Annotated in this window: 21 protein-coding genes and 1 pseudogene; 12 read left to right on the top strand and 10 right to left on the bottom strand. The window is 66.5% G+C overall.

Annotated elements, in window-relative coordinates:
* From H610_RS25910 to dctM, 10 genes and pseudogenes are all read left to right on the top strand, one after another.
* A pseudogene (locus H610_RS25910) lies at positions 1-299 on the top strand (hypothetical protein); the annotation flags it as partial.
* Positions 300-518: 219 nt separating this feature from the next.
* A complete protein-coding gene (gene rfbB / locus H610_RS0104735; protein ID WP_028238615.1) occupies positions 519-1,592 on the top strand; it encodes a dTDP-glucose 4,6-dehydratase in 1,074 nt (357 codons plus the stop codon).
* Complete coding sequence (rfbA, locus tag H610_RS0104730) at positions 1,589-2,461, top strand: glucose-1-phosphate thymidylyltransferase RfbA (RefSeq protein ID WP_028238614.1); 873 nt, start codon at positions 1,589-1,591, stop codon at positions 2,459-2,461. Before rfbB ends, rfbA begins: the two co-directional genes overlap by 4 nt.
* Positions 2,458-3,009 carry a dTDP-4-dehydrorhamnose 3,5-epimerase gene (rfbC, locus tag H610_RS0104725; protein ID WP_028238613.1) on the top strand — a complete coding sequence of 184 codons (552 nt, stop codon included), beginning with the start codon at positions 2,458-2,460 and terminating at the stop codon, positions 3,007-3,009. Before rfbA ends, rfbC begins: the two co-directional genes overlap by 4 nt.
* The gene (gene rfbD, locus H610_RS23260) at positions 3,006-3,920 is read left to right on the top strand and encodes a dTDP-4-dehydrorhamnose reductase (protein WP_051231505.1); all 915 of its coding nucleotides are present in this window, start codon (positions 3,006-3,008) and stop codon (positions 3,918-3,920) included. The genes rfbC and rfbD overlap by 4 nt, the downstream gene beginning before the upstream one ends.
* Positions 3,921-3,993: 73 nt before the next feature.
* Complete coding sequence (locus H610_RS0104715) at positions 3,994-5,802, top strand: sensor histidine kinase (RefSeq protein WP_028238612.1); 1,809 nt, start codon at positions 3,994-3,996, stop codon at positions 5,800-5,802.
* A complete protein-coding gene (locus tag H610_RS0104710) occupies positions 5,799-7,199 on the top strand; it encodes a sigma-54-dependent transcriptional regulator (RefSeq protein WP_028238611.1) in 1,401 nt (466 codons plus the stop codon). Before H610_RS0104715 ends, H610_RS0104710 begins: the two co-directional genes overlap by 4 nt.
* A gap of 344 nt (positions 7,200-7,543) precedes the next feature.
* A complete protein-coding gene (dctP, locus tag H610_RS0104705; RefSeq protein ID WP_028238610.1) occupies positions 7,544-8,536 on the top strand; it encodes a C4-dicarboxylate TRAP substrate-binding protein DctP in 993 nt (330 codons plus the stop codon).
* Positions 8,537-8,725: 189 nt separating this feature from the next.
* Positions 8,726-9,355 carry a TRAP transporter small permease gene (locus tag H610_RS0104700; RefSeq protein WP_028238609.1) on the top strand — a complete coding sequence of 210 codons (630 nt, stop codon included), beginning with the start codon at positions 8,726-8,728 and terminating at the stop codon, positions 9,353-9,355.
* Position 9,356: 1 nt separating this feature from the next.
* Complete coding sequence (gene dctM / locus H610_RS0104695) at positions 9,357-10,637, top strand: C4-dicarboxylate TRAP transporter large permease protein DctM (protein ID WP_028238608.1); 1,281 nt, start codon at positions 9,357-9,359, stop codon at positions 10,635-10,637.
* A gap of 57 nt (positions 10,638-10,694) precedes the next feature.
* Here the strand turns inward: dctM and H610_RS0104690 are convergent, their stop codons facing one another.
* Positions 10,695-11,297, bottom strand: coding sequence for a 2OG-Fe(II) oxygenase (locus H610_RS0104690; RefSeq protein WP_028238607.1), 603 nt, complete (start codon positions 11,295-11,297; stop codon positions 10,695-10,697).
* Between the two features lie 142 nt (positions 11,298-11,439).
* On the opposite strand from H610_RS0104690, the gene H610_RS0104685 reads away from it, so the two are divergent.
* On the top strand, positions 11,440-12,195 hold the full coding sequence (locus tag H610_RS0104685; protein WP_028238606.1) for a DUF2059 domain-containing protein: 756 nt from the start codon (positions 11,440-11,442) through the stop codon (positions 12,193-12,195).
* Between the two features lie 18 nt (positions 12,196-12,213).
* Here H610_RS0104685 and H610_RS0104680 read toward each other — a convergent pair whose 3' ends face one another.
* The gene (locus H610_RS0104680) at positions 12,214-13,152 is read right to left on the bottom strand and encodes a phospholipase BipL (protein WP_028238605.1); all 939 of its coding nucleotides are present in this window, start codon (positions 13,150-13,152) and stop codon (positions 12,214-12,216) included.
* Positions 13,153-13,237: 85 nt separating this feature from the next.
* Between H610_RS0104680 and H610_RS23255 the strand changes: the two genes are divergently transcribed.
* The gene (locus tag H610_RS23255; protein ID WP_051231503.1) at positions 13,238-13,840 is read left to right on the top strand and encodes a DUF6436 domain-containing protein; all 603 of its coding nucleotides are present in this window, start codon (positions 13,238-13,240) and stop codon (positions 13,838-13,840) included.
* A gap of 28 nt (positions 13,841-13,868) precedes the next feature.
* Here H610_RS23255 and H610_RS0104670 read toward each other — a convergent pair whose 3' ends face one another.
* The 8 genes from H610_RS0104670 to H610_RS0104635 all read right to left on the bottom strand — a co-directional run bounded on the left by H610_RS0104670 (position 13,869) and on the right by H610_RS0104635 (position 23,115).
* Positions 13,869-14,750 carry an ABC transporter permease subunit gene (locus tag H610_RS0104670; RefSeq protein ID WP_028238604.1) on the bottom strand — a complete coding sequence of 294 codons (882 nt, stop codon included), beginning with the start codon at positions 14,748-14,750 and terminating at the stop codon, positions 13,869-13,871.
* Positions 14,747-15,643: an ABC transporter permease subunit gene (locus H610_RS0104665; protein WP_028238603.1), complete on the bottom strand. Its 897-nt coding sequence runs from the start codon at positions 15,641-15,643 to the stop codon at positions 14,747-14,749. Before H610_RS0104665 ends, H610_RS0104670 begins: the two co-directional genes overlap by 4 nt.
* Positions 15,640-16,791 carry a polyamine ABC transporter ATP-binding protein gene (gene potA / locus H610_RS0104660; RefSeq protein ID WP_028238602.1) on the bottom strand — a complete coding sequence of 384 codons (1,152 nt, stop codon included), beginning with the start codon at positions 16,789-16,791 and terminating at the stop codon, positions 15,640-15,642. The genes H610_RS0104665 and potA overlap by 4 nt, the downstream gene beginning before the upstream one ends.
* An 81-nt stretch (positions 16,792-16,872) precedes the next feature.
* Positions 16,873-17,961 carry a polyamine ABC transporter substrate-binding protein gene (locus tag H610_RS0104655; protein WP_028238601.1) on the bottom strand — a complete coding sequence of 363 codons (1,089 nt, stop codon included), beginning with the start codon at positions 17,959-17,961 and terminating at the stop codon, positions 16,873-16,875.
* 189 nt (positions 17,962-18,150) lie between these two features.
* Positions 18,151-19,248: a polyamine ABC transporter substrate-binding protein gene (locus tag H610_RS0104650; protein ID WP_028238600.1), complete on the bottom strand. Its 1,098-nt coding sequence runs from the start codon at positions 19,246-19,248 to the stop codon at positions 18,151-18,153.
* A 246-nt stretch (positions 19,249-19,494) separates the two neighbouring features.
* The gene (locus H610_RS0104645; RefSeq protein ID WP_028238599.1) at positions 19,495-20,850 is read right to left on the bottom strand and encodes an aspartate aminotransferase family protein; all 1,356 of its coding nucleotides are present in this window, start codon (positions 20,848-20,850) and stop codon (positions 19,495-19,497) included.
* 117 nt (positions 20,851-20,967) lie between these two features.
* Positions 20,968-22,326, bottom strand: a complete 1,359-nt coding sequence (locus H610_RS0104640) for a glutamine synthetase family protein (RefSeq protein ID WP_028238598.1) — start codon at positions 22,324-22,326, stop codon at positions 20,968-20,970.
* A gap of 42 nt (positions 22,327-22,368) precedes the next feature.
* Entirely contained in the window at positions 22,369-23,115 is a 747-nt protein-coding gene (locus tag H610_RS0104635; protein ID WP_028238597.1) for a gamma-glutamyl-gamma-aminobutyrate hydrolase family protein, read from the bottom strand.
* Positions 23,116-23,236 lie beyond the last annotated feature (121 nt).

The raw sequence follows: 23,236 nt of genomic DNA, 5'->3' as shown, positions 1-23,236 counted from the left end.
TCAGCAATCGCAAATCTCTTTCGAAAAAGAGTAACTCTCGAATTAACGAGTGTTGCTTTGTGATGCTGATAATCTGCGACTACCAGTCTTACCTCACAAGCACCCACACGAATTGCTTGATTCAGTTGTTAAAGAGCGTTTCGATCAAGCCTTTCGTCTCAACCGAGGCCGCGCATTCTACAGCAGCCTTTCTTGCCGTCAAGCGCTTTTTCGAAAATCTCTTTTCTACTCAACCGCTTGCCCGCTACCTACCGAACAACGCCCTCGGCAGCGGGAGGCGAATCATACAGCGCCCATAATCCATGTCAAGCAGCCGTTCGTCTCTCTTTTTGCTTTCTTCTTCCACGTCATTCGCCCTGTTTCGCCTACATATATAGGTCAACCGGCATTACCATTGGCAGGCACGCAGCGAGTTCCGACCTCGGGACGAATGGCGGAATTTTCCAAATCGCCAACGGTCTATCGTGCCGACATGCTAAGAGCCTGCTGCTCACGGCGCGCCAAGGAAGCAAATCGACATGCGCATTCTCGTTACCGGCGGAGCCGGATTCATCGGCTCCGCCCTCGTTCGCCACCTCATTCTCGATACCGACCACCACGTCCTCAATCTCGACAAGCTGACCTACGCCGGCAACCTTGAGTCCCTGGCCGAGGTCGAAGGCAGCCCGCGCTACCAGTTCATCCAGGCCGACATTGCCGATCGCGAACGAGTGAGCGAGGCGCTGCTCGAGTTCCAGCCCGATGCCATCATGCATTTGGCGGCCGAATCCCACGTGGACCGTTCGATCGACGGTCCGGCAGCCTTCATCCAGACCAACATCGTCGGCACCTACCAGTTGCTCGAGGCCGCGCGCCATTACTGGCAGACCCTGCCCGAGCCGCGCCGTGCCAGCTTCCGCTTCCACCATATCTCGACCGACGAGGTGTACGGCGACCTGCACGGCGTCGATGACCTGTTCACCGAGACCACCCCCTACGCCCCGAGCTCGCCCTATTCGGCGAGCAAGGCCTCTTCCGACCACCTGGTCCGCGCCTGGCATCGCACCTACGGGCTGCCGGTGCTGGTCACCAACTGCTCCAACAACTACGGCCCCTTCCATTTCCCGGAGAAGCTGATTCCGCTGGTCATCCTCAACGCACTGGACGGCAAGCCGCTGCCGGTCTACGGCGACGGCTCGCAGATCCGCGACTGGCTGTTCGTCGAGGATCACGCCCGCGCGCTGCTGAAGGTGGTCAGCGAAGGCAATGTCGGCGAGACCTACAACATCGGCGGCCACAACGAGCAGAAGAACATCGACGTGGTGCGCGGCATCTGCGCGCTGCTCGAGGAACTGGCGCCCGGCAAGCCGCAGGGCGTCGCCCGCTACGAAGACCTCATCACCTTCGTCAAGGATCGCCCCGGGCACGACCTGCGCTACGCCATCGATGCCGGCAAGATCGAGCGCGAGCTGGGCTGGGTGCCGCAGGAAACCTTCGAAACCGGGCTGCGCAAGACCGTCGCCTGGTACCTGGAAAACCTCGAATGGTGCCGCCGCGTTCAGGACGGCAGCTACCAACGTGAGCGCCTCGGCGCCCTGGAGAACATCGCATGAAAGGAATCGTCCTCGCCGGCGGCTCGGGCACACGCCTGCATCCCATCACCCTGGGCGTCTCCAAGCAGCTGCTGCCCATCTACGACAAACCGATGGCCTATTACCCGATCTCGGTGCTGATGCTCGCCGGCATCCGCGAGATCCTGATCATTTCCACCCCGCACGACCTGCCGCAGTACCGCAACCTGCTCGGCGATGGCAGCCAGTTCGGCGTGCAGTTCAGCTATGCCGAGCAGCCCTCGCCGGACGGGCTGGCACAGGCCTTCCTGATCGGCGAGCAGTTCATCGGCAACGATGCCGTGTGCCTGATCCTCGGCGACAACATCTTCCACGGCCAGCACTTCACCGAGAAACTGCAGCGCGCCTCGCAGCAGCCGAACGGGGCCACGGTGTTCGGCTACTGGGTCAAGGATCCGGAACGCTTCGGCGTCATCGATTTCGACGAGCACGGCAAGGCGCTGTCGATCGAGGAAAAGCCCAGGCAGCCGAAATCGAGCTATGCGGTCACCGGGCTGTACTTCTATGACAATGACGTGATCGAGATCGCCAAGTCGATCAAGCCCTCGCCGCGCGGCGAGCTGGAGATCACCGACGTCAACAACGCCTACCTCAAGCGCGGCGACCTGCGCGTCGAGCGCTTCGGCCGGGGCTTCGCCTGGCTCGACACCGGCACCCACGACAGCCTGCTGGAGGCCTCCCAGTACGTGCAGACGATCGAGCACCGCCAGGGGCTGAAGGTCGCCTGCCTGGAGGAGATCGCCTACCAGAACCGCTGGATCGACCGCGAGCAGGTCCTGCAGCGCGCCGACGCCCTCGGCAAGACCGGGTACGGCCAGTACCTCTTCGGGCTGGTGGGAGAGAAGCCATGAAGGTGGTGGAGACCGCCATTCCTGACGTGCTCATCCTCGAGCCGAAGGTCTTCGGCGACGCGCGCGGCTTCTTTTACGAAAGCTTCAACGCGGCGGCTTTCGAAGAGGCCACCGAACTCAAGCGCAACTTCGTCCAGGACAACCACTCGAAATCGCAGCGCGGCGTGCTGCGCGGGCTGCACTACCAGATCCAGCAACCCCAGGGGAAGCTCGTGCGGGTGGTTGCGGGCGAGGTGTTCGACGTCGCGGTCGATCTGCGGCGCAGCTCGCCGAGCTTCGGCCGCTGGGTCGGCGTGCGGCTGAGCGCGGAAAACCAGCGCCAGCTGTGGATTCCCGAGGGCTTCGCGCACGGCTTCCTGGTGCTCAGCGAAAGCGCCGAGTTCCTCTACAAGACCACCGACTATTATGCCCCTGCTCATGAACGCAGCCTGCTGTGGAACGATCCGCAGCTCGGCGTCGACTGGCCCCTGGAGGCCGGGCAGGCACCGACGCTCTCGGCCAAGGACGCGGCAGGAAAGCCGCTCGCCGAAGCGGAACTGTTCGCTTGAACATCCTGCTCGTCGGCAGGCATGGACAGCTGGCGCAGGCCCTGCAGCAAGCGCTGGTCGACCATGAGGTCGTCGCGCTCGGACACGAGGCGCTCGACCTGGCCGACGCCCCGCTCATCCGCGACACCGTGCGCCGGCTGCAGCCGGAGCTGATCGTCAATGCCGCCGCCTATACCGCCGTCGACCGCGCCGAGACCGAACGCGCGCAGGCCTTCGCGATCAACGCGGCGGGGCCCGGCGTGCTGGCCGAGGAAGCCGCCCGCCTGGGCATTGCGCTGGTCCACTACTCCACCGACTACGTCTTCGACGGATGCCGGGACGGGCGCTACGACGAGGGCGACGCCCCCAACCCGCTCAACGTCTACGGTGCCAGCAAGCTCGCCGGGGAGCAGGCGATCCAGGCGGTCGGCGGAGCGCACCTGATCCTGCGGACCAGCTGGGTCTACTCGCAGCACGGACACAACTTCCTGCTCACCATGCAGCGCCTGCTGCTCGAGCGCGACGGCCTGTCGGTGGTCTGCGACGAGATCGGCGCCCCCACCTGGGCGCGCACCATCGCCCTGGCCACCGCCCACATGATTCACCGTCTGCGCGACGGCACCGGAGGGCCCTTCGGCCTCTATCACCTGACCGCCCGTGGCGAGACCTCCTGGTTCGGCTTCGCCAGCCAGATCGCCGGCGACCTGCAGCAGCGGGGTCATGCGACCAGCCGGCTCACACCCATCGGCAGCGCCGAATACCCCACGCTCGCCATGCGGCCGCTGAACTCGCGCCTCGACTGCAGTCGCCTGGTAGCGGACTGGGGCCTGCGGCTGCCGGAATGGGACGCGGCCCTCGCCGAATGCCTCGGCACTCCCTGCAGCCTGGCAACGGACAGGCCGCGACCCCGCCGCTGCCGACGCAGCGCCTGACGACCGTTCGCCGACCGGGCCCACCTCCCGCCTGCGAATAGGCATAATGCGCCCGTCCCAACGGCGTACCCGCATGACTCCACCATTCATTCCCCGTCGTCCGCGCTGGCGCAACCTGGTCCTGCTGGCGATCGTGCTCGTCCCGCTGCTGTGGCCGCTCGAACAACTCGCCACGCGCTACTACACCAACGAACTGCTCGAGCAGAACCGGCAGACGCTCGACCTCTACGTGGCGAACCTGCTCGGCTCGCTCAGGCGCTACGAAGTGCTGCCACGCATCCTCGGCGACCTGCCGGCCTTGCGCGAGGCCCTTTACGCCGCCGACGAGCCCCGCGCCCGCGACAGCGCCAACCGCCTGCTCAAGCGTCTGCGGCACGAGACCGGCGCCGACGTCATCTACCTCATGGAGCCGGGCGGCGACACGCTGGCAGCGTCCAACTGGGACGACGCCGACAGCTTCGTCGGCCGCAACTTCGCCTTCCGCCCCTACTTCCGCCAGGCGCTCGCCGGGCGGCTCGGCCGCTTCTTCGGGCTCGGCACCACCTCCGGCAAACGCGGCTACTATTTCGCCTCGGCGGTACGCGACGGCAACCGCATCATCGGCGTGGTGGTGGTCAAGATCGATCTCGACCACACCGAGATGTTGTGGGGCAACACCCCCGCCCAGCTGCTGGTGACCGACCACTACGGCGTGGTCATCCTCACCTCCAAGCCCGAGTGGCGGTTTCGCGCCACCCGGGCGATGGACGCCGAGGAACGCGAACAACTGGCGTTCGACCAGCCCTATCCGACACGGGAAACGAAGGACCTGACGCTCGACCTCACCGCCTGGCTGATCCAGAGCCGGGAGCTGAAGGAGACCGGCTGGACGGTGCGCATCCTCGCGCCCACCACGCAGGTGGAGCGTCCGGTGCGGACCGTGGTCGCCATCGGCGCGACCGTGCTGGTCGCCCTGCTGCTCTGGGTCGGCCTGCTGATGCAGCGGCGCCGGCACTTCGTCGACCGCATCGCCATGGAGGCCAAGGCCCGCCAAGACCTGGAGCAGCGCGTACAGGCGCGTACCCAGGACCTGCAGGCGCTCAACGAACGCCTCAAGGACGAAGTGCTCGAGCGCGAGCACGCGCAGCAGGAACTGGTCCGCGCCCAGGACGAGCTGCTGCAGGCCGGCAAGCTTTCCGCGCTGGGCACCATGTCGGCCAGCATCAGCCACGAACTCAACCAGCCGCTGGCGGCCATCCGCAGCTATGCCGACAACGCCCGCGTGCTGCTCGACCACCAGCGCAACGAGGACGCGCGCGCCAACCTGCAGTTGATCAGCGAGCTGACCGGGCGCATGGCCTCGATCATCGCCCACCTGCGCGCCTTCGCCCGGCGCGACCGGCATGCTCCCGAGCGCGTCGCCCTGCAGCCGGCGATCGACGACGCGCTCGCACTGCTGGCCAAGCGCCGCCAGGCCATGGGCGTGGAACTGATCCGCGACCTTCCCGACGCCACCTTGTGGGTGCAGGCCGGCGAGACCCGCCTGCGCCAGGTGCTGTCCAACCTGCTCGCCAATGCGCTCGACGCCCTGGCCGAACGCCCGCTGCCGCGCCGTATCAGGCTCAGTGCCAGCCAGCACGAGGAGGGCGTCACCCTGTCCCTACACGACAATGGGCCGGGCTTTTCCGCCGAGGCGCTGGGCCGCGCGCGCGAGCCCTTCTTCACCACCAAGACCAGCGCCCAGGGCCTTGGGCTGGGGCTGGCGATCTGCGATACCCTGATCCGCGCCCTGGGCGGAGAACTTTCGCTCGGCAACCACCCCGACGGCGGCGCGCTGGTCAGCCTGACGCTGCGCTGGGCGGACCAGGGCAGAGCCTTTCCAAACGAGGATTACCTGCAATGAGCGCCGTGCTCCCGATCGACGACCAGGCCCAGGTGGTGCTGGTCGATGACGATCCGCACCTGCGGCAGGCCCTGAGCCAGACGCTCGATCTCGCCGGCCTGAAGGTCGTCGCCCTGGCCGACGCACGCACCCTCGCCGACCAGCTGCCGGCGGACTGGCCCGGCGTGGTGGTCAGCGACATCCGCATGCCCGGCGTCGACGGCCTCGAACTGCTACGGCGCCTGCAGGAGCGCGACACGGAGCTGCCGGTGCTGCTGATCACCGGCCACGGCGACGTGCCGCTGGCGGTCGAAGCCATGCGCTCGGGCGCCTACGATTTTCTCGAGAAGCCCTTCCCCAGCGAGGCGCTGCTCGAGCGCGTGCGCCGCGCCCTGTCGCTGCGCCGCCTGGTGCTGGAGAACCGCAGCCTGCGCCTGGCGCTGGCCGACCGCCAGGAGCTGTCGGCGCGCCTGCTCGGCCAGTCGCCGCCCATGCAGCGGCTGCGCGAACAGATCGGCGCGCTGGCCGCCACCCAGGCCGACGTGCTGATCCTCGGCGAGACGGGCGCCGGCAAGGAGGTGGTCGCCCGCGCCCTGCACGACCTGTCCAGCCGGCGCAACGGCCCCTTCGTCGCGATCAACGCCGGCGCGCTGGCCGAATCGGTGGTCGAGAGCGAACTGTTCGGCCACGAGGCCGGCGCCTTCACCGGCGCGCAGAAGCGCCGCATCGGCAAGTTCGAGTTCGCCAACGGCGGCACCCTGTTCCTCGACGAGATCGAGAGCATGAGCCTGGAGGTGCAGGTCAAGCTGCTGCGCCTGCTGCAGGAACGCCTGGTCGAGCGCCTCGGCGGCAACCAGTCGATTCCGCTGGATATCCGGGTGATCGCGGCGACCAAGGAGGACCTGCGCCAGGCCGCCGACCAGGGCCGCTTCCGGCCGGACCTTTATTACCGGCTGAACGTCGCCCCGCTGCGCATCCCGCCGCTGCGCGAACGCGGCGACGACCAGTTGCTGCTGTTCCAGCACTTCGCCGAGGCGGCGGCGGCCCGCCACGGGCTGCCCGTCCGCGTGCTGCTGCCCGAACAGCGCGGGGCCCTGCTGCGTCACGACTGGCCGGGCAACGTGCGCGAGCTGCAGAACGCCGCCGAGCGCTTCGCCCTCGGCCTCGACCTGGGACTCGGCCGGCAGGCCACCGAGGCCGACGGCGGTCTGCAGGAGCTCGTCGGCGGCAGTCTGGGCGAGCAGGTCGAGGCGTTCGAGCGGGCATTGATCGCCGCCGAGCTGGCCCGCCCCCACGGCTCGCTGCGCAGCGTCGCCGAGGCGCTCGGGCTGCCCCGCAAGACCCTCCACGATAAGCTCCGGCGGCACGGCCTGAATTTCAACGAAAGTGGCGGATTTTCGCCCGAAGACGGCGAGTGAGTGGCGGCTTTTCGCCAGCAATTCGCTGAAACGAGGGGCACTCGGGGTTTCGCAAGCCCCTCGAGCCGCCGCTGCGGTCCGCCACCAAACGCTTCGCGCCCGGTCCGGGCGAATTTGCCGTGAACTCGCCCGCAGTTCCGCACGCACGCCACCCCGGCGCTTTCCGCAGTTCACATCGTAGTGCTAAAACCCTGGCACACGCCGGATGGCCGCAGGGAAGTGGCACGCGCCTTGCTCTAGCCCCCGGCACTCACCGCAGCATGCCTGGTCATTGGCCGGCATGCTCGGTCCGGGTAAATACTGCCGAGCCGCAGGGTCGCGGCTGCACAACAAGAGGAAGCACAATGCTCAAGCTCACCGCCAAGGCGCTGGTCTGCGCCCTGTCTCTCAGCCTTGCGGGTCTGGCCCAGGCCGCCGACCCGATCGTCATCAAGTTCTCCCATGTCGTCGCCGACAACACCCCAAAGGGCCAGGGCGCGCTGCTGTTCAAGAAGCTCGCCGAAGAGCGTCTGGCCGGCAAGGTGCGGGTCGAGGTCTATCCAAACTCCTCGCTGTTCGGTGACGGCAAGGAGATGGAAGCCCTGCTGCTCGGCGACGTCCAGCTGATCGCGCCGTCGCTCGCCAAGTTCGAGCACTATTCCAAGGGCGTTCAGGTGTTCGACCTGCCGTTCCTGTTCGACGACATCGAGGCGGTGGACCGCTTCCAGAAGAGTCCCGAAGGTCTGGCGCTGCTGAATTCAATGCGCGACAAGAACATCACCGGCCTGGGCTACTGGCACAACGGCATGAAGCAGCTGTCGGCCAACAAGCCGCTGCGCGAGCCGAAGGACGCCCGCGGCCTGAAGTTCCGCGTACAGGCTTCCGCGGTGCTGGACGAGCAGTTCAAGGCGCTGCGCGCCAACCCGCGCAAGATGAGCTTCGCCGAGGTCTACCAGGGCCTGCAGACCGGCGTGGTCAACGGTGCCGAGAACCCCTACTCGAACATCTATTCGCAGAAGATGCACGAGGTACAGAAGTACATCACCGAGTCCAACCACGGCCTGCTCGACTACATGCTGATCACCAACACCCAGTTCTGGGAAGGCCTGCCGGCCGACGTGCGTAGCGAGCTGGAGAGCATCCTTGCGGAAGTCACCACGGTGGTTAACCAGAAGGCCGACGAGCTGAACCAGGGCGACAAGCAGCGCATCCTGGACGCCGGCACCACCGAGGTCATCACCCTGACTCCCGAGCAGCGCGGCCTGTGGCGTGAAGCCATGAAGCCGGTGTGGAAGAAGTTCGAGGGCGAGATCGGTGCCGACCTGATCAAGGCCGCCGAGGCGTCCAACGCCCAGTAAGACCCTCGCAGGGGGCTGGTCTACACTGGCCCCTTGCTGCTTCGCATGGTTTTGCCGACAGGGCAGTGAAAACCGCAGCTTGCCGAGGGCGACCGGCTGTTTTCATTGTCCTGTTACCGGCCGGAAGGCCGGTTCCCCGGCACCTCACCGGTGCCTCATAACAATTCCAGTCAACGGGAGATGCCATCCATGAACGCCCTGCGGCGCGCCTGGGACCATTTCGAGGAAGGATTCGTCGCCTTCCTGCTTGCGGCGATGACGTTGGTCACCTTCGTCTACGTCATCCTCAACAACCTCTACACGGTCTTCTACAGCCTGGCTGACACCTTTCCGGCAGCCGAGGACTTCTTCTTCAACATCGGCGATTTCATCATCGGCCTGGCCCAGTCCATGACCTGGAGCACTGCGCTGACCCGCGCCCTGTTCGCCTGGCTGATCTTCTTCGGGATCTCCTACGGCGTACGCACCGCCGGCCACATCGGCGTGGATGCGCTGGTCAAGCTGGCCTCGCGCCCGGTACAGCGCGTGATCGGCATCATCGCCTGCCTGGCCTGCCTCGGTTACGCCGGCCTGATGGCGATCGGCAGCTACGACTGGATCAAGACCCTGTTCAACGCCAACATCGGCGCCGAGGACCTCGGTCACTTCGGCATCAAGCAGTGGCAGATCGGTCTGATCGTGCCGCTCGGCTTCACCCTGGTGTTCATACGCTTCCTGGAAATCTTCGTGCGCATCCTGCGTAACCAGCAAACCGGCCTTGGCCTGGCGGACGAAGCGGCGGAAGCCGTGAAGCTGACCGAGCACGAGGAGCAAAAATAAAATGACCATCCTGTTCCTGTTCGTCGTCCTGTTCGCCCTCATGTTCATCGGCGTGCCGATCGCCATTTCGCTCGGCCTGGCCGGCTCGATGACCATCATCCTGTTCAGCCCCGATTCGGTCCGCTCGCTGGCGATCAAGCTGTTCGAAACCAGCGAGCACTACACGCTGCTGGCCATTCCGTTCTTCCTTCTGGCCGGTGCCTTCATGACCACCGGCGGCGTGGCCCGTCGCCTGATCGATTTCGCCAACGCCTGCGTCGGCCACATCCGTGGCGGCCTGGCGATCGGTGCGGTACTGGCGTGCATGCTGTTCGCCGCGCTCTCCGGCTCCAGCCCGGCGACGGTGGCGGCGGTCGGCTCGATCGCCATTGCCGGCATGGTCCGTTCCGGCTACCCGCAGGCCTTCGGCGCCGGCATCGTCTGTAACGCCGGTACGCTGGGCATCCTCATCCCGCCGTCGGTGGTGATGGTGGTCTACGCCGCTGCGACCGAGACCTCGGTCGGCAAGCTGTTCATGGCCGGCGTGGTCCCCGGCCTGCTGCTCGGCGGCGTGCTGATGGTGGCGATCTACATCATCGCGGTGAAGAAGAACCTGCCGGCCTTGCCGCGGGCGAGCTTCCGCCAGTGGCTGTCGGCCGGGCGCAAGGCGCTCTGGGGCCTGCTGCTGATGGTGATCATCCTCGGCGGCATCTATTCCGGCATGTTCACCCCGACCGAAGCGGCGGCCGTGGCGGCGGTCTACTCGGCCTTCATCGCGCTGTTCGTCTACAAGGACATGACGCTCAGGGAGACGCCGAAGGTCCTGCTGGAATCCGGCAAGCTGTCGATCATGCTGATGTTCATCATCGCCAACGCGATGCTGTTCGCCCATGTGCTGACCACCGAGCAGATCCCGCAGCAGATCACCGCCTGGGTCATCGAGGCAGGCTTCCAGCCGTGGATGTTCCTGCTCGTGGTGAACATCGTGCTGCTGGTCGCCGGCGCCTTCATGGAGCCCTCGGCGATCATCCTGATCCTGGCTCCCATCCTGTTCCCGATCGCCATGGAGCTGGGCATCGACCCGATCCACCTCGGCGTGATCATGGTGGTGAACATGGAGATCGGCCTGATCACTCCGCCGGTGGGCCTGAATCTGTTCGTCACCTCGGCAGTGACCGGCATGACCGTGCCACAGGTGATCCGCGCCGCGCTGCCGTGGCTGATGATGCTGATCGGCTTCCTGATCATCATCACCTACATCCCCGCGGTATCGCTCGCCCTGCCGAACTGGCTGGGCATGTAGCCCGCAGTCGACCCGCTCAGAAGCCCGGCCTTGCGCCGGGCTTTTTTTTGCCTGCGCTCAGCCCCCGACCAGGGCCCGGCGCTTGAACCAGCCGGTCAGCGACAGCCGGTCGCGCCGGGTCGGCAGCACCTCGTGCGGCACCTCGCCGGAGAGAAACACCGCCAGGGTGCCGGCCAGCGGCGTGACGTCCACCGGAGCCTGCCCTGCAAGGTGCAGGCGCAGCTCGCCGCCGTCGCCTTCCTCCCAGACCTCGTTCAGGTACAGCACCACGCTGACCGCCCGCCTGTCGTCGTCACGGAAGCGGTCGAGATGGGTCTTGTAGAAGGCGCCCGGCGGATAAAAGGCGAAATGGCACTCGAACTCCTCGAGGCCGAGAAACAGGGTCTGGTTGAGCGTGACCCGCAGTTCATCCATCAGCGCCAGGTAGCGGTCGCAGGCCGGCGACTGGCCGGGTTCCAGCCAGAGGATCTGGTCGCCGCGGATGCCTTCGCGTACCGCCAGCGCGTCGCCGCGGCCGATGCCGGCCGGGCTCAGTGCGCCCTGGACCTCGCGGCTCCGGCACTCGGCGGCCAGTTCGGCGGTCACATCGGTAGGAATGACACCACGCTGCAAGGACCAGCCACGCTCGGCCAGGTCGTCGATAAGGGCTGTGAAGTACAAGGAAGGAGCTCCGGAGAAGGGGCCGGCCGGGGCGCGCAGGACTGCCGCCGGGCCGTTCGCAGAGTCTAGCAGCGCCGCATTCGCGCCTCGACAAGCAGCCATCGGGGCGCCGAAAATATTCCGCCGTCGAACAGGAGCCCCCATGCGCGCCCTTCTCGCCTTCCTGCTGCTCAGCTTCAGCCTCACCGCCTTCGCCGATGCCTACCAGACGCTCTACGAGAGCGCCGGCTGGTCGCGCCAGCGAGCCCATTTCGGCGAGGCGCTGGTTACCGCCCAGGCCCGCTACCGTTCGACCCTGCCGCCGGCGGTGTTCGAGGCGCTGGTGCGCAACAGCGATCAGCGTTTCGCACCCCAGGCGATGGACCAGCGGGCGGTGCAGGCGCTGCGCCAGCACCTGCCGGAACCGCAGCCGGCCCTGGCATTCTACGAGTCACCCCTGGGGCGCAAGATCGTCGAGGCCGAGGTGCGCGCCACCAGCCCGGCCGAGCTGCGCCAGCACGCCGGCGGGCTTCCGGCGAGCCCGGCGGGCAGCACGCGGCAGCTGCTGATCCGCCATCTCGCCCAGGCGATCCCGGTGACCGAAGCCGGCGCCGAGGTGAGCCTGGCGCTCGCCGGCGTCGCTGCCGACAGCCTCAGCCAGATGCTGCCGGGCATCCTCGGCGGGGCCCAGGCCAACACCCTGCTCGACGAGCAGCGCGAGCGCCTGATGCGCCAGATGGAGGGCCAGGTGGACGACACGCTCATGCACGTCTATCGCGACCTGTCCGATGCCGAACTCGAGGAATACGTACAGTTCGCCCAGTCCGAGGACGGCCAGAGCTATTACCGTGCCGCACTGCAGGCCTTGCGTGCGGCCCTGGCGGCCCCGCCGCCCGGAGCGGGCCAGCAGGGGATCTGAGGCGGCGGGGCGCGCTCGCTACCCCAGCCGTTCGCGCAGGAAGTCGAAGAAGGCGCGGCGCAGTTCCTCGCGCTCGTTCGCCAGGTGGTGCCGCGCATCGGGCAGCCGGAGTATCTCCGGCTGGTCGAACTTGCGCTCCAGCACCGGCAGGTTATGTCGCCAGTCCACGGTCATGTCCGCCTCGCCCTGGATGACGATCGGCCGATGAACGCAGCCCGGCGCGCGTTCGATGCGCGGGATCCAGCGCGCCAGGGCACCGACCCAGGCGGTCGGCAGGATGACCGGCTGCAGCGGATCCCGGGTGCGGATGAAGTCGAGGAACTGGGTATCGCCGGAGTTCTCGCTGAAGCTCCGGGGAATCTGCTGGACGAAATGCCGGGCCAGCTCGTAGCTGATCCGCGACCAGCCCCAGGCGCGCGGACGCACCAGCGGGGCGAGCAGGATGCTCCGGCCGAGCCGGGCGTGCGCCGCGCCGTTGAGCAGGTGGTCGATGAGAATGGCGCCGCCGGTGCTCTGGCCCAGCAGGTGCCAGGGTTCCGGCAGATCCAGCCGTTCGGCTTCCTGCAGCAGCGCCCCGAGCACCTGCTGGTACTCGTCGAACTCGTTGATGCTGGCGCGCGGCCCGGAGGACAGGCCGTGCCCCGGCAGATCGCAGGCGAGCACGGCGAAGCCCATTTCCAGGCCCCACTCGACCACGTGCCGGTAGAGGCCCATGTGGTCGTAATAGCCATGCAGGACCAGCAGGCTGGCGCGCGCGCCATCGTGCCACCAGGCCTGTGCGACCAGATCGTAGTCGCGCACCTGGAAGCGCCCGAGGCGGCTGTGCACGCCGGCGCGATGGGCCATGTCCAGGCCGTAGTAGGCCTGGTAGGCGCGCGCCTCGGGCAGCAGCGCACCGGCTTCGGACAGGCAGGCAAGGCGGGGGCGGAGCAGTTCGGGATCGATTGCGGCGACCATGGTGATTTCTTCGCTGGGCTGGATGCGATGTTCAGCTCTGCGCCGGGCCGTGGCAAGCTTGCCCACCCTCCCCGCGAGTGCCGCCATGTCCATCCGCGCCAAACACCTGCTTGCCGGCCTGATCGTCCTGCTCTGGGCCGCGGCCCTGCTCGCCGCCTTCTGGTGGTTCGAGGCGCGCTACCTGCGCCCGTTCGACGAACGCAGCGCGCTGTTTTCCGGCGATGCGCTGGCCCTGCCGGCGCAGCTGGCCGGCCCAGGACCGGTGCGCATGGTGCACTTCTGGGACCCGGCCTGCCCCTGCAACACCGGCAACCAGCAACACCTGGCCGAACTGATGCAGCGCTACGGCCGCAGCGTCAGTTTCTACGTGCTGCAGGCGCCCGGCACCCAGGGCCAGCTCCCCGAGCAGCTGGCCGGCCTGCAGCCGCTGGCCACGCTGCCGGGCGCCGAGCAGCTGCCGGCCAGCCCGGCGGCCGCCATCTGGGACGCCAGCGGCCGCCTGGCCTACGTCGGCCCGTACAGCGAGGGCGCCGTGTGCAACTCGGGCAACAGCTTCATCGAGCCGATCCTCGAGGCGCTGCTCGCCGGACGCCGCGTCGAGGCCACGCACTCGCTGGCCGTCGGCTGCTTCTGCGACTGGGGCCGGCACCCGCCAGGCGACGCACGCCAGACTCCGGCGCCCGGATAAGCCCGTCCCTCTCCGGGAGCGCGGTGGGTCAGCTGTGCGCCGGCGGCGCCACCAGCGGCTTGTCCAGGCCCGCCTCGCCGGCTTCCTCCAGCGCCTGCTGCATCGCACGGCTACGACGCTTGTCGGCGCGCCGCGTGAAGTACCAGGCGAGGAAGGTGAACAGGGAGACGGCCAGCAGGATCAGGCTGGCCACCGCGTTGATTTCCGGCTTCACACCCAGGCGCACGGCAGAGAAGATCTCCATCGGTAAGGTGGTGGCCCCGGGACCCGAGACGAAGCTCGCCAGCACCAGGTCGTCGAGCGACAGGGCGAAGGACATCATCGCGCCAGCCATCAGCGACGGCGCGATCATCGGGATGGTGATCAGCACGAATACCTTCCACGGACGCGCCCCCAAGTCCATCGCCGCCTCCTCGATCGACAGGTCGAGCTCGCGCAGGCGCGCCGACACCACCACCGCCACGTAGGACGCGCAGAACGTGGTGTGGGCGATCCAGATGGTGGTCAGTCCGCGCTGCGCCGGCCAACCGATCAACTGCGCCATGGCCACGAACAGCAGCAGCAGCGACAGACCGGTGATCACTTCCGGCATCACCAGCGGCGCGGTGACCAACCCGCCGAAGAAGGTGCGCCCGCGAAAGCGAGGAATCCGCGTCAGCACGAAGGCGGCCATGGTGCCCAGAGCGGTGGCGGCGATCGCGGTGTAGAAGGCGATTTCCAGCGAGCGCGCCACCGCGCCCATCAGTTGGCTGTTGTCCAGCAGGCCGACGTACCACTTCACCGACCAGCCGCCCCAGACCGTCACTAGCCGCGAGGCGTTGAACGAGTAGATGACCAGCAGGACCATCGGCAGGTAGATGAACACCAGCCCGAGCACCAGGATCAGCGTAGAGAAACTCGGGCGTCTCATGGCTTGCCCTCCAGCGCCTTCGCTTGGTTCCGGTTGAACAGGATGATCGGCACGATCAGGATCGCCAGCATCACCACCGCCAGCGCCGAGGCCACCGGCCAGTCGCGGTTGTTGAAGAATTCCTGCCACAGCACCTTGCCGATCATCAGCGTCTCGGGGCCGCCGAGCAGCTCGGGGATGACGAACTCGCCGACCGCCGGGATGAACACCAGCATGCAGCCGGCGATGATGCCGTTCTTCGAAAGCGGCACGGTGATCTTCCAGAAACTCGCCAGATTGCGCGCGCCGAGGTCGGCGGCCGCCTCCAGCAGGCTGAGGTCGTGCTTGACCAGGTTGGCGTACAGCGGCAGCACCATGAACGGGAGATACGAGTACACGATGCCGATGTACACCGCGACGTCGGTGTTGAGGATGCGCAGCGGCTGGTCGATCAGGCCGATGCCGAGTAGGAACTCGTTGAGGATGCCGTTACTGCTGAGAATGCCCATCCAGGCGTAGACGCGAATCAGGATCGCGGTCCAGGTCGGCATCATGATCAGCAGCAGCAGGACAGTCTGCAGGTCTTTGCGCGCCCGGGCGATGGCGTAGGCCATCGGGTAGCCGATCAGTAGGCAGAGCAGCGTGCTGATCAGCGCGATCTTCAGCGAGCCGAGATAGGCGGCCAGGTACAGCTCGTCCTCGGTGAGGAACAAGTAGTTGCCCAGGTTGAGCACCACCTGCAGCTGCTGCTCGGCGTAGCTGACGATCTCGGTGTAGGGCGGGATGGCCACGTCCGCTTCGGCGAAGCTGATCTTCAGCACGATGAAGAACGGCAGCATGAAGAACAGGAACAGCCAGACGAAGGGTACGCCGATGACCAGCCGGCGCCCGCTGTTCAGCCGGGACCGGTTCATGCCTGCAGCACCACGCCGCTGTCGTCCCACCAGTACACGTACACCTCCTCTTCCCAGGTCGGCCATTTCACGTGCCGTTCGGCGTTGGCGAGAAACGCCTGGACGATCTTTCCGGACGGCAGCCTGACGTAGTAGATCGAATGCCCGCCGAGATAGGCGATGTCGTGCACCACGCCCTGGGCGCAGTTGTAGCCGGGGCGTTGCAGCTCCGGCAGCTCGGTGCCGATGATCACCTTCTCCGGGCGCAGCGCGTAGGTGATGCGTTTGTCCTGCGCGCGGGTGCTGATGCCGTGGCCGACATAGATCGGCTGCTCCAGTTCCGGGCAGGCGATCACCGCGTGGTCTTCCACGTCCTCGATCAGCTCGCCGTCGAACAGGTTGACGTTGCCGATGAACTCGCACACCAGGCGACTGGCGGGCGTCTCGTAGATGTCCATCGGGCTGCCGACCTGCGCGATCCAGCCCAGATGCATGATGGCGATGCGTTCGGCCATGGTCATGGCCTCTTCCTGGTCGTGGGTGACCATCACGCAGGTCACCCCGACGCGCTCGATGATCTGCACCAGTTCCAGCTGCATCTGCGAGCGCAGCTTCTTGTCCAGCGCCCCCATCGGCTCGTCGAGCAGCAGTAGCTTGGGACGCTTGGCCAACGAGCGGGCCAGCGCCACGCGCTGGCGCTGGCCACCGGACAGCTGGTGCGGCTTGCGCTTGGCATACTGGGCCATCTGCACCAGCTTGAGCATCTCCTCCACGCGCGCCTCGACCTCGGCCTTGGGCAGGCCGTCCTGCTTGAGGCCGAAGGCGATGTTCTGGGCCACCGTCATGTGCGGGAACAGCGCATAGGACTGGAACATCATGTTGATCGGCCGCTCGTACGGCGGCAGGTCGGTGATGTCCTGGCCGTCGAGGAAGATGCGGCCGTCGGTGGGCCGCTCGAAGCCGGCAAGCATGCGCAGCAGCGTCGACTTGCCCGAACCGGAGCCACCCAGCAGCGCGAAGATCTCGCCCTGGTGGATGCTCAGGGACACGTCGTCGACCGCGACGGTTTCGTCGAACTTCTTGGTGACACGGTCGATCTTCAGCAGCACCTGCTTGGTCTTGCTCTCGCCGGTGACGGCTTTCTTGTAGGCGCTGGAGGCAACGGCCATGCGCAAGCTCCCCTATGAACGGAAAAAATCATCGAGCCCGTGCGCCGCGGTCCTGCTGCCGGGGCGCGCCGGGCTCGACTGCTAGGTGCCGGACTTGATCTTGGTCCAGCTACGGGTCATCAGGCGCTGGACCTTCGGCGGCAGTTCCGCCGACACGTACAGCCGGTCGATGACCTCCTGAGACGGGTATACCGACGGATCGTTGCGCACCTCGGGGTCCATCAGCTCGCCGGCCTTCGGGTTCGGATTGGCGTAGCCGACGTAATCGCTCACCGCGGCGATCACCTGCGGGTCGAGCAGGTAGTTGATGAAGGCGTGCGCCTGGTCCGGATTGGCCGCGTCGGCCGGGATCGCCAGCATGTCGAACCAGAGGTTGGCGCCCTCCTTCGGGATCGCATAGGCGATCTCGATGCCGCGCCCGGCTTCCTCGGCCCGCGCGGCGGCCTGGAACACGTCGCCGGAGAAGCCGGCGGCGACGCAGATGTTGCCGTTGGCGAGGTCGGAAATGTACTTGGACGAGTGGAAGTAGCGGACGTACGGGCGCACCGCGAGCAGCTTGGCCTCGGCCTTCTCGTAGTCTTCGGAATTCTGGCTGTTCGGGTCCAGCCCGAGGTAGTTCAGCACCGCCGGGAGCATCTCGTCGGCCGAGTCGAGGAAGGCCACGCCGCAGCTGGCGAGCTTCTTCATATTCTCCGGCTCGAACAGCACGGCCCAGGAATCGATCTCGTCCACGCCAAGCGCATCCTTGACCTTCTCCACGTTGTAGCCGATGCCGTTGGTGCCCCACAGGTAGGGCGCCGCGTAGAGGTTGCCCGGGTCGTTGCGCTCGAGCTGCTCGAGCAGCGCCGGGTCGAGGTTTTCCCAGTTCGGCAGCTTGGACTTGTCGAGCTTCTGGAAGGCGCCGGCCTTGATCTGCTTGCCGAGGAAATGGTTCGACGGCACCACCACGTCGTAGCCGCTGCGCCCGGCGAGCAGCTTGCCTTCCAGGGTTTCGTTCGAATCGAAGACGTCGTAGACCGGCTTGATCCCGGTGGCCTGCTCGAACTGCGCCAGGGTGTCCTCGCCGATGTAGTCCGACCAGTTGTAGATGTGCACGCTGGATTGGGCCTGCGCCTGGGCAGCGGCCGCGACGGTGGCGGCGACGATCAGCGTCTTGAGAGTCGAGCGCATGGGAATTGTCCTCTGGTTCCAGGCCACTCACTGCCCAGCGGGCAAAAGGCGCGCCTGTTTATTGTAAAAACCTCGAAAAATCAACAGGCGCGAGCGATCCGATGCTCGCGCCGGGAAAAACAGGGGCCGCCGCAGCGGGCCGGGGCGAATGGCGACCGGTCGGTCACACCCGACCGGTCGCGGCACCAGTCAGCGGCCGGATTTGATCTTGGTCCAGCTGCGGGTCATGGCGCGCTGGGTCTTCGGATCCAGGTCCGGGAAGGTATAGAGCTTCTGCAGCACGTCCTGGCTCGGGTAGATGCCCGGGTCGGTGCGGATCGCCTCGTCGATCAGCGGGGTGGCTGCGGCATTGCCGTTGGGGAACTGCACGTAGTTGGTGATCTCGGCCATTACCTGGGGCTCGAGCAGGTAGTTCAGGAACACGTGCGCGGCTTCGGGATTCTTGGCGTCGGCGGGGATGGCCAGCATGTCGAAGAAGCTGCCGGCGCCTTCCTTCGGAATCTGGTAGCCGACGTTCACGCCGTTGCCGGCCTCTTCGGCGCGGGACTTGGCCTGGTAGATGTCGCCCGAATAGCCGATGGTCACGCAGACGTTGCCGTTGGCCAGGTCGGAGATGTACTTGGAGGAATGGAAGTAGGCCACGTGCGGGCGGATCTGCAGGAACAGCTCCTCGGCCTTCTTCAGCTCGTCCGCCTTGCCGCTGTCCGGGGCATAGCCCAGGTAGTGCAGGGCCGCGGGGATGATCTCGGTCGGGGAGTCGAGGAAGGTCACGCCGCAGGACTTGAGCTTCTCGATGTTCTCCGGCTTGAACACCAGGTCCCAGGAGTCGACCGGCGCATCGTCGCCGAGCACGGCCTTGACTTTGTCGACGTTGTAGCCGATGCCGATGGTGCCCCACATGTAGGGAATCGAGTACTGGTTGCCCGGATCGCTGGAGTCGAGCGCTTTGAGCAGGTCCTTGTCGAGGTTGTCCCAGTTGCTCAGCTTGGACTTGTCGAGCTTCTGGAACACGCCCGCCTTGATCTGCTTGGCAAGGAACGGGTTGGACGGCACTACCACGTCATAGCCCGAACCGCCGGACAGCAGCTTGGCTTCCAGCACCTCGTTGCTGTCGAACACGTCGTAGACGACCTTGATGCCGGTTTCCTTGGTGAAGTTGTCCAGGGTGTCTTCGGCGATGTAATCGGACCAGTTGTAAACGTGCAGCACCTTTTCCTGAGCCTGGGCCACCCCGGCGACAGCGCCGGCCAGCGTCAAGGCGAGTAGGGTCTTGGCAAAGGGTTTCATCCGTGCAGCTCCTGTTGTCGTCTCTATTATTTGGGGCAGTGACAGGCCCTCGAGGCGGCGCGACGCCGCGCGGGTTCCGAGGTCCGATTCGTTCGGGCGTGCGCCGGCGTCCGGGCACCGTCGGCCCGGGCGAGCGCACCCGCGAAGTCTGGCAATTTCGAAACGGTTTTAACAGCCCGCCGCCAGCGTGCGAGCCCCGTCCCGCCAGCGGCCTGGGCGGGGGCTCGCAGCGCCGGACGGGAGCGATCACAGAACGTCCCGCGCCGTCGCGTCCAGGCACTGACGTGCCTTGGCGATCAGTTCGTCGATCTCCGCCTCGCTGATCACCAGCGGCGGGGAGATGATCATGGTGTCGCCGACCGCCCGCATGACCAGCCCGTTGCGGAAGCAGTGCTCGCGGCAGAGCATGCCGATGCCGGGCTCCGCGAAACGCTCGCGCGTCCTCTTGTTCTTCACCAGTTCCAGCGCGCCGACCATGCCGACGCCCCGTGCCTCGCCAACCAGCGGGTGCTCCGCCAGTTCACGCCAGCGTGCTTGCAAATATGGCGCCGTTTTCGCCTTCACCCGCTCGACGATGCCTTCTTCCCTCAGCAGGCGCAGGTTCTCCAGCGCCACGGCGGCGGCCACCGGGTGCCCGGAGTAGGTGAAGCCGTGGTAGAACTCGCCGCCCTCGTTGAGGGTTTCGACCACCTCGTCACGGACGATCACGCCGCCCATGGGGATGTAGCCGGAGGTCAGGCCCTTGGCGATCGGCATCAGGTCCGGGGCGTTGCCGTAGTAGTCGCTGCCGAACCACTCGCCGGTGCGGCCGAAGCCGCAGATGACCTCGTCGGCGACGAACAGGATGTCGTACCTGGCGAGGATCTCGCGCACGCGCGGCCAATAGCTGTCCGGCGGGATGATCACGCCGCCGGCGCCCTGGATCGGTTCGGCGATGAAGGCGGCGACGCGCTCCTCGCCCAGTTCGAGGATCTTCTGCTCCAGCTGGTCGGCGATGCGGATGCCGAACGCCTCCGGATCGCTGTCGGCGCCCTCGCCGTACCAGTAGGGCTGGTCGATGTGCTCGATGCCGGGGATGGGCAGGTCGCCCTGCCCGTGCATCGCCTTCATCCCGCCGAGGCTGACGCCGGCGACGGTGGAGCCGTGGTAGCCGTTCCAGCGGCCGATGATCACTTTTTTCTCAGGCCTGCCCTTGATCGCCCAATAATGGCGCACCATCCGCAGCACGGTGTCGTTGGCCTCGGACCCCGAACCGGTGAAGAACACGTGGTTCATCCCCTGCGGGGCGATGTCGGCGATGGCCTTGGCCAGCGCCAGCGCCGGCGGGTGGGCGGTCTGGAAGAACAGGTTGTAGTACGGCAGCTCGCGCATCTGCCGGCTGGCCGCCTCCACCAGCTCCTCGCGCCCGTAGCCGACGTTGACGCACCACAGCCCGGCCATCGCATCGAGGATGCGGTGGCCTTCGCTGTCCCACAGGTAGACGCCCTCGGCCCGGGTGATGATGCGCGTGCCCTTGGCGTTCAGCGCCTTGTAGTCGGTGAACGGCGGCAGGTGGTGGTCGCGCCCGAGCGCCTGCCATTGAAGGGTCTGCGAATCACTCATCGTTCATCTCCGAATTATTCTTGCGAGCTCACAGGTGGATGAAAGAAGCGCCATCCACCCCACGGCTGCCTTTTCGTCCAGCCTTCCAGCCTCCAGCGCCTTTATCGGCTTTTCCGCCTACACCGACAGCATCAGGAACTCGCGCTCCCAGGAGCTGATCACGCGCTTGAAGTTCTCGTGCTCGGCGCGCTTGACCGCCACGTAGCCGCGGATGAATTTCGGGCTCAGGTAGCGCTCCAGCGCGGTGCAGGTCTCCATCCGTTCGAGCGCCGCTTCCAGGTTCAGCGGCAGGCGCAGGTTGCGCCGCTCGTAGCCGCGCCCGCGCACCGGCTGGCTCGGCGGCAGCTGCTCGATCATGCCGATGTAGCCGCACAGCAGGCTGGCGGCGATCGCCAGGTAGGGGTTGGCGTCGGCCCCGGCGAGGCGGTTCTCGACCCGGCGGTTCTGCGGCGTCGAGTCCGGCACGCGCAGGCCCACGGTGCGGTTTTCCTCGCCCCACTCGACGTTCACCGGCGCCGAGGTATCGGGCAGGAAGCGGCGGAACGAGTTGACGTTCGGCGCGAACAGCGGCAGCAGCTCGGGGATGTACTTCTGCAGGCCGCCGACGTGGTGCAGGAACAGCTCGCTCATGGAGCCGTCCTCGCTGGAGAAGATGTTGCGTCCGGTGACCTGGTCCACCACGCTCTGGTGCAAATGCATGGCGCTGCCCGGCTCGCCGGTCATCGGCTTGGCCATGAAGGTGGCCGCCACGTTGTGCTTGAGCGCCGCCTCACGCATGGTGCGCTTGAACACCAGGATCTGATCGGCCAGGTGCAACGCCTCGCCGTGACGGAAGTTGATCTCCATCTGCGCCGTGCCTTCCTCGTGGATCAGGGTATCCAGGTCCAGGCCCTGCGCCTCGCACCAGTCGTACATGTCCTCGAACAGCGGGTCGAATTCGTTGGCCGCGTCGATGGAGAACGACTGGCGGCCGGTCTCCTGGCGGCCGGAACGGCCCACCGGGGCCTGCAGCGGCAGGTCGGGGTCCTCGCAGCGCTTGGTCAGGTAGAACTCCATCTCCGGCGCGACGATCGGCTGCCAGCCGCGGTCGGCGTAGAGCTTGAGCACGTTCTTGAGGATGTTGCGCGGCGACAGCGCGATGGGGTTGCCCATCTTGTCGAAGGTGTCGTGGATCACCATGGCGGTGGGCTCGATGGCCCAGGGCACGAGGAACACGGCGTTCGGGTCGGGGCGGCAGAACATGTCGATGTCCGCCGGGTCGAGCAGGTCGTAGTAGATTTCGTCCTCGACGTAGTCGCCGGTGACGGTCTGCAGCAGCACGCTTTCCGGCAGGCGCATGCCCTTCTCGTCCAGGAACTTGTTGGTCGGCGAGATCTTGCCCCGGGCGATGCCGGTCAGGTCGCTGATCAGGCACTCGACTTCGGTGATCTTGCGTTCTTTCAGCCAGCCTGTGAGCTGGTCCAGCTTGGTAGTCATGATGACCTCGGTTTGGGGGAACGACCGCCGGTCCTTCGGCGATCAACGTTGCCGGGCCCGCTCCGCGCAGGCCTCGGCGAATGCCTCGAACAAGGCAAGATAGTGCGGATGGTCGTGCACCTGCCACTCCGGGTGCCATTGCACGCCCACGGCGAAACGGCTGGCGCCCTCGACGGAAAAGGCCTCGATCAGCCCGTCGGGTGCCAGCGCCTCGATGCGCAGCCCCTCGCCCAGACGCTCGACCCCCTGACCGTGCACCGAGTTCACCTGGATCTCGACCGGCAGTCCGCAACGCTGCAGCCAGCCGCCGGGCTGCACCCGCACCGGGTGGCGCAGGCCGTACTGGATTTCCACCGGGTCGTCCGGCGATTCGCGATGATCGGCGTGACGGCCGGTCTCGTGCACCTTCTGGTACAGGCTGCCGCCGTAGGACACGTTCATTTCCTGGAAGCCGCGGCAGATGCCCAGCAGCGGCACGCCGGCGGCTACCGCGGCGCGGATCAGCGGCAGGGTCAGCGCGTCGCGGGCAGGGTCGTGCAGGGTGCCGGCCTCGCTGGCGGAGCCCTGGTAGCGATGGGGTTCGACGTTGGAAGGCGAGCCGGTCAGCAGCAGACCGTCTAGACTGTCGAGCAGGGCCTGGCTGTCGATCAGGCTGCCGAGCGCCGGGATGACCAGCGGCGTTCCGGCGATGGCGGCAGCCCGCAGATACTTGTCGCCGGCGATGTGGAAAACATGGTGACCGATCTGCCTGGTACAGGCGCAAACGCCTATCAGCGGCACGCGACGCATGAGGCACCGTCTTTTTTGGAGAGGTTGTTCGAGAGTAGCCTTGTTCATTTTTTTAGACAAGCGCTTGGCAGAACATCGAACACCCCGCCCCAGCCTGCCCGCCTGAAGCACGTAAAAAGGT

Source organism: Stutzerimonas azotifigens DSM 17556, assembly GCF_000425625.1.
Taxonomy (GTDB): Bacteria; Pseudomonadota; Gammaproteobacteria; order Pseudomonadales; family Pseudomonadaceae; genus Stutzerimonas; species Stutzerimonas azotifigens.
This window is presented reverse-complemented; position numbering and strand designations above follow the sequence as displayed.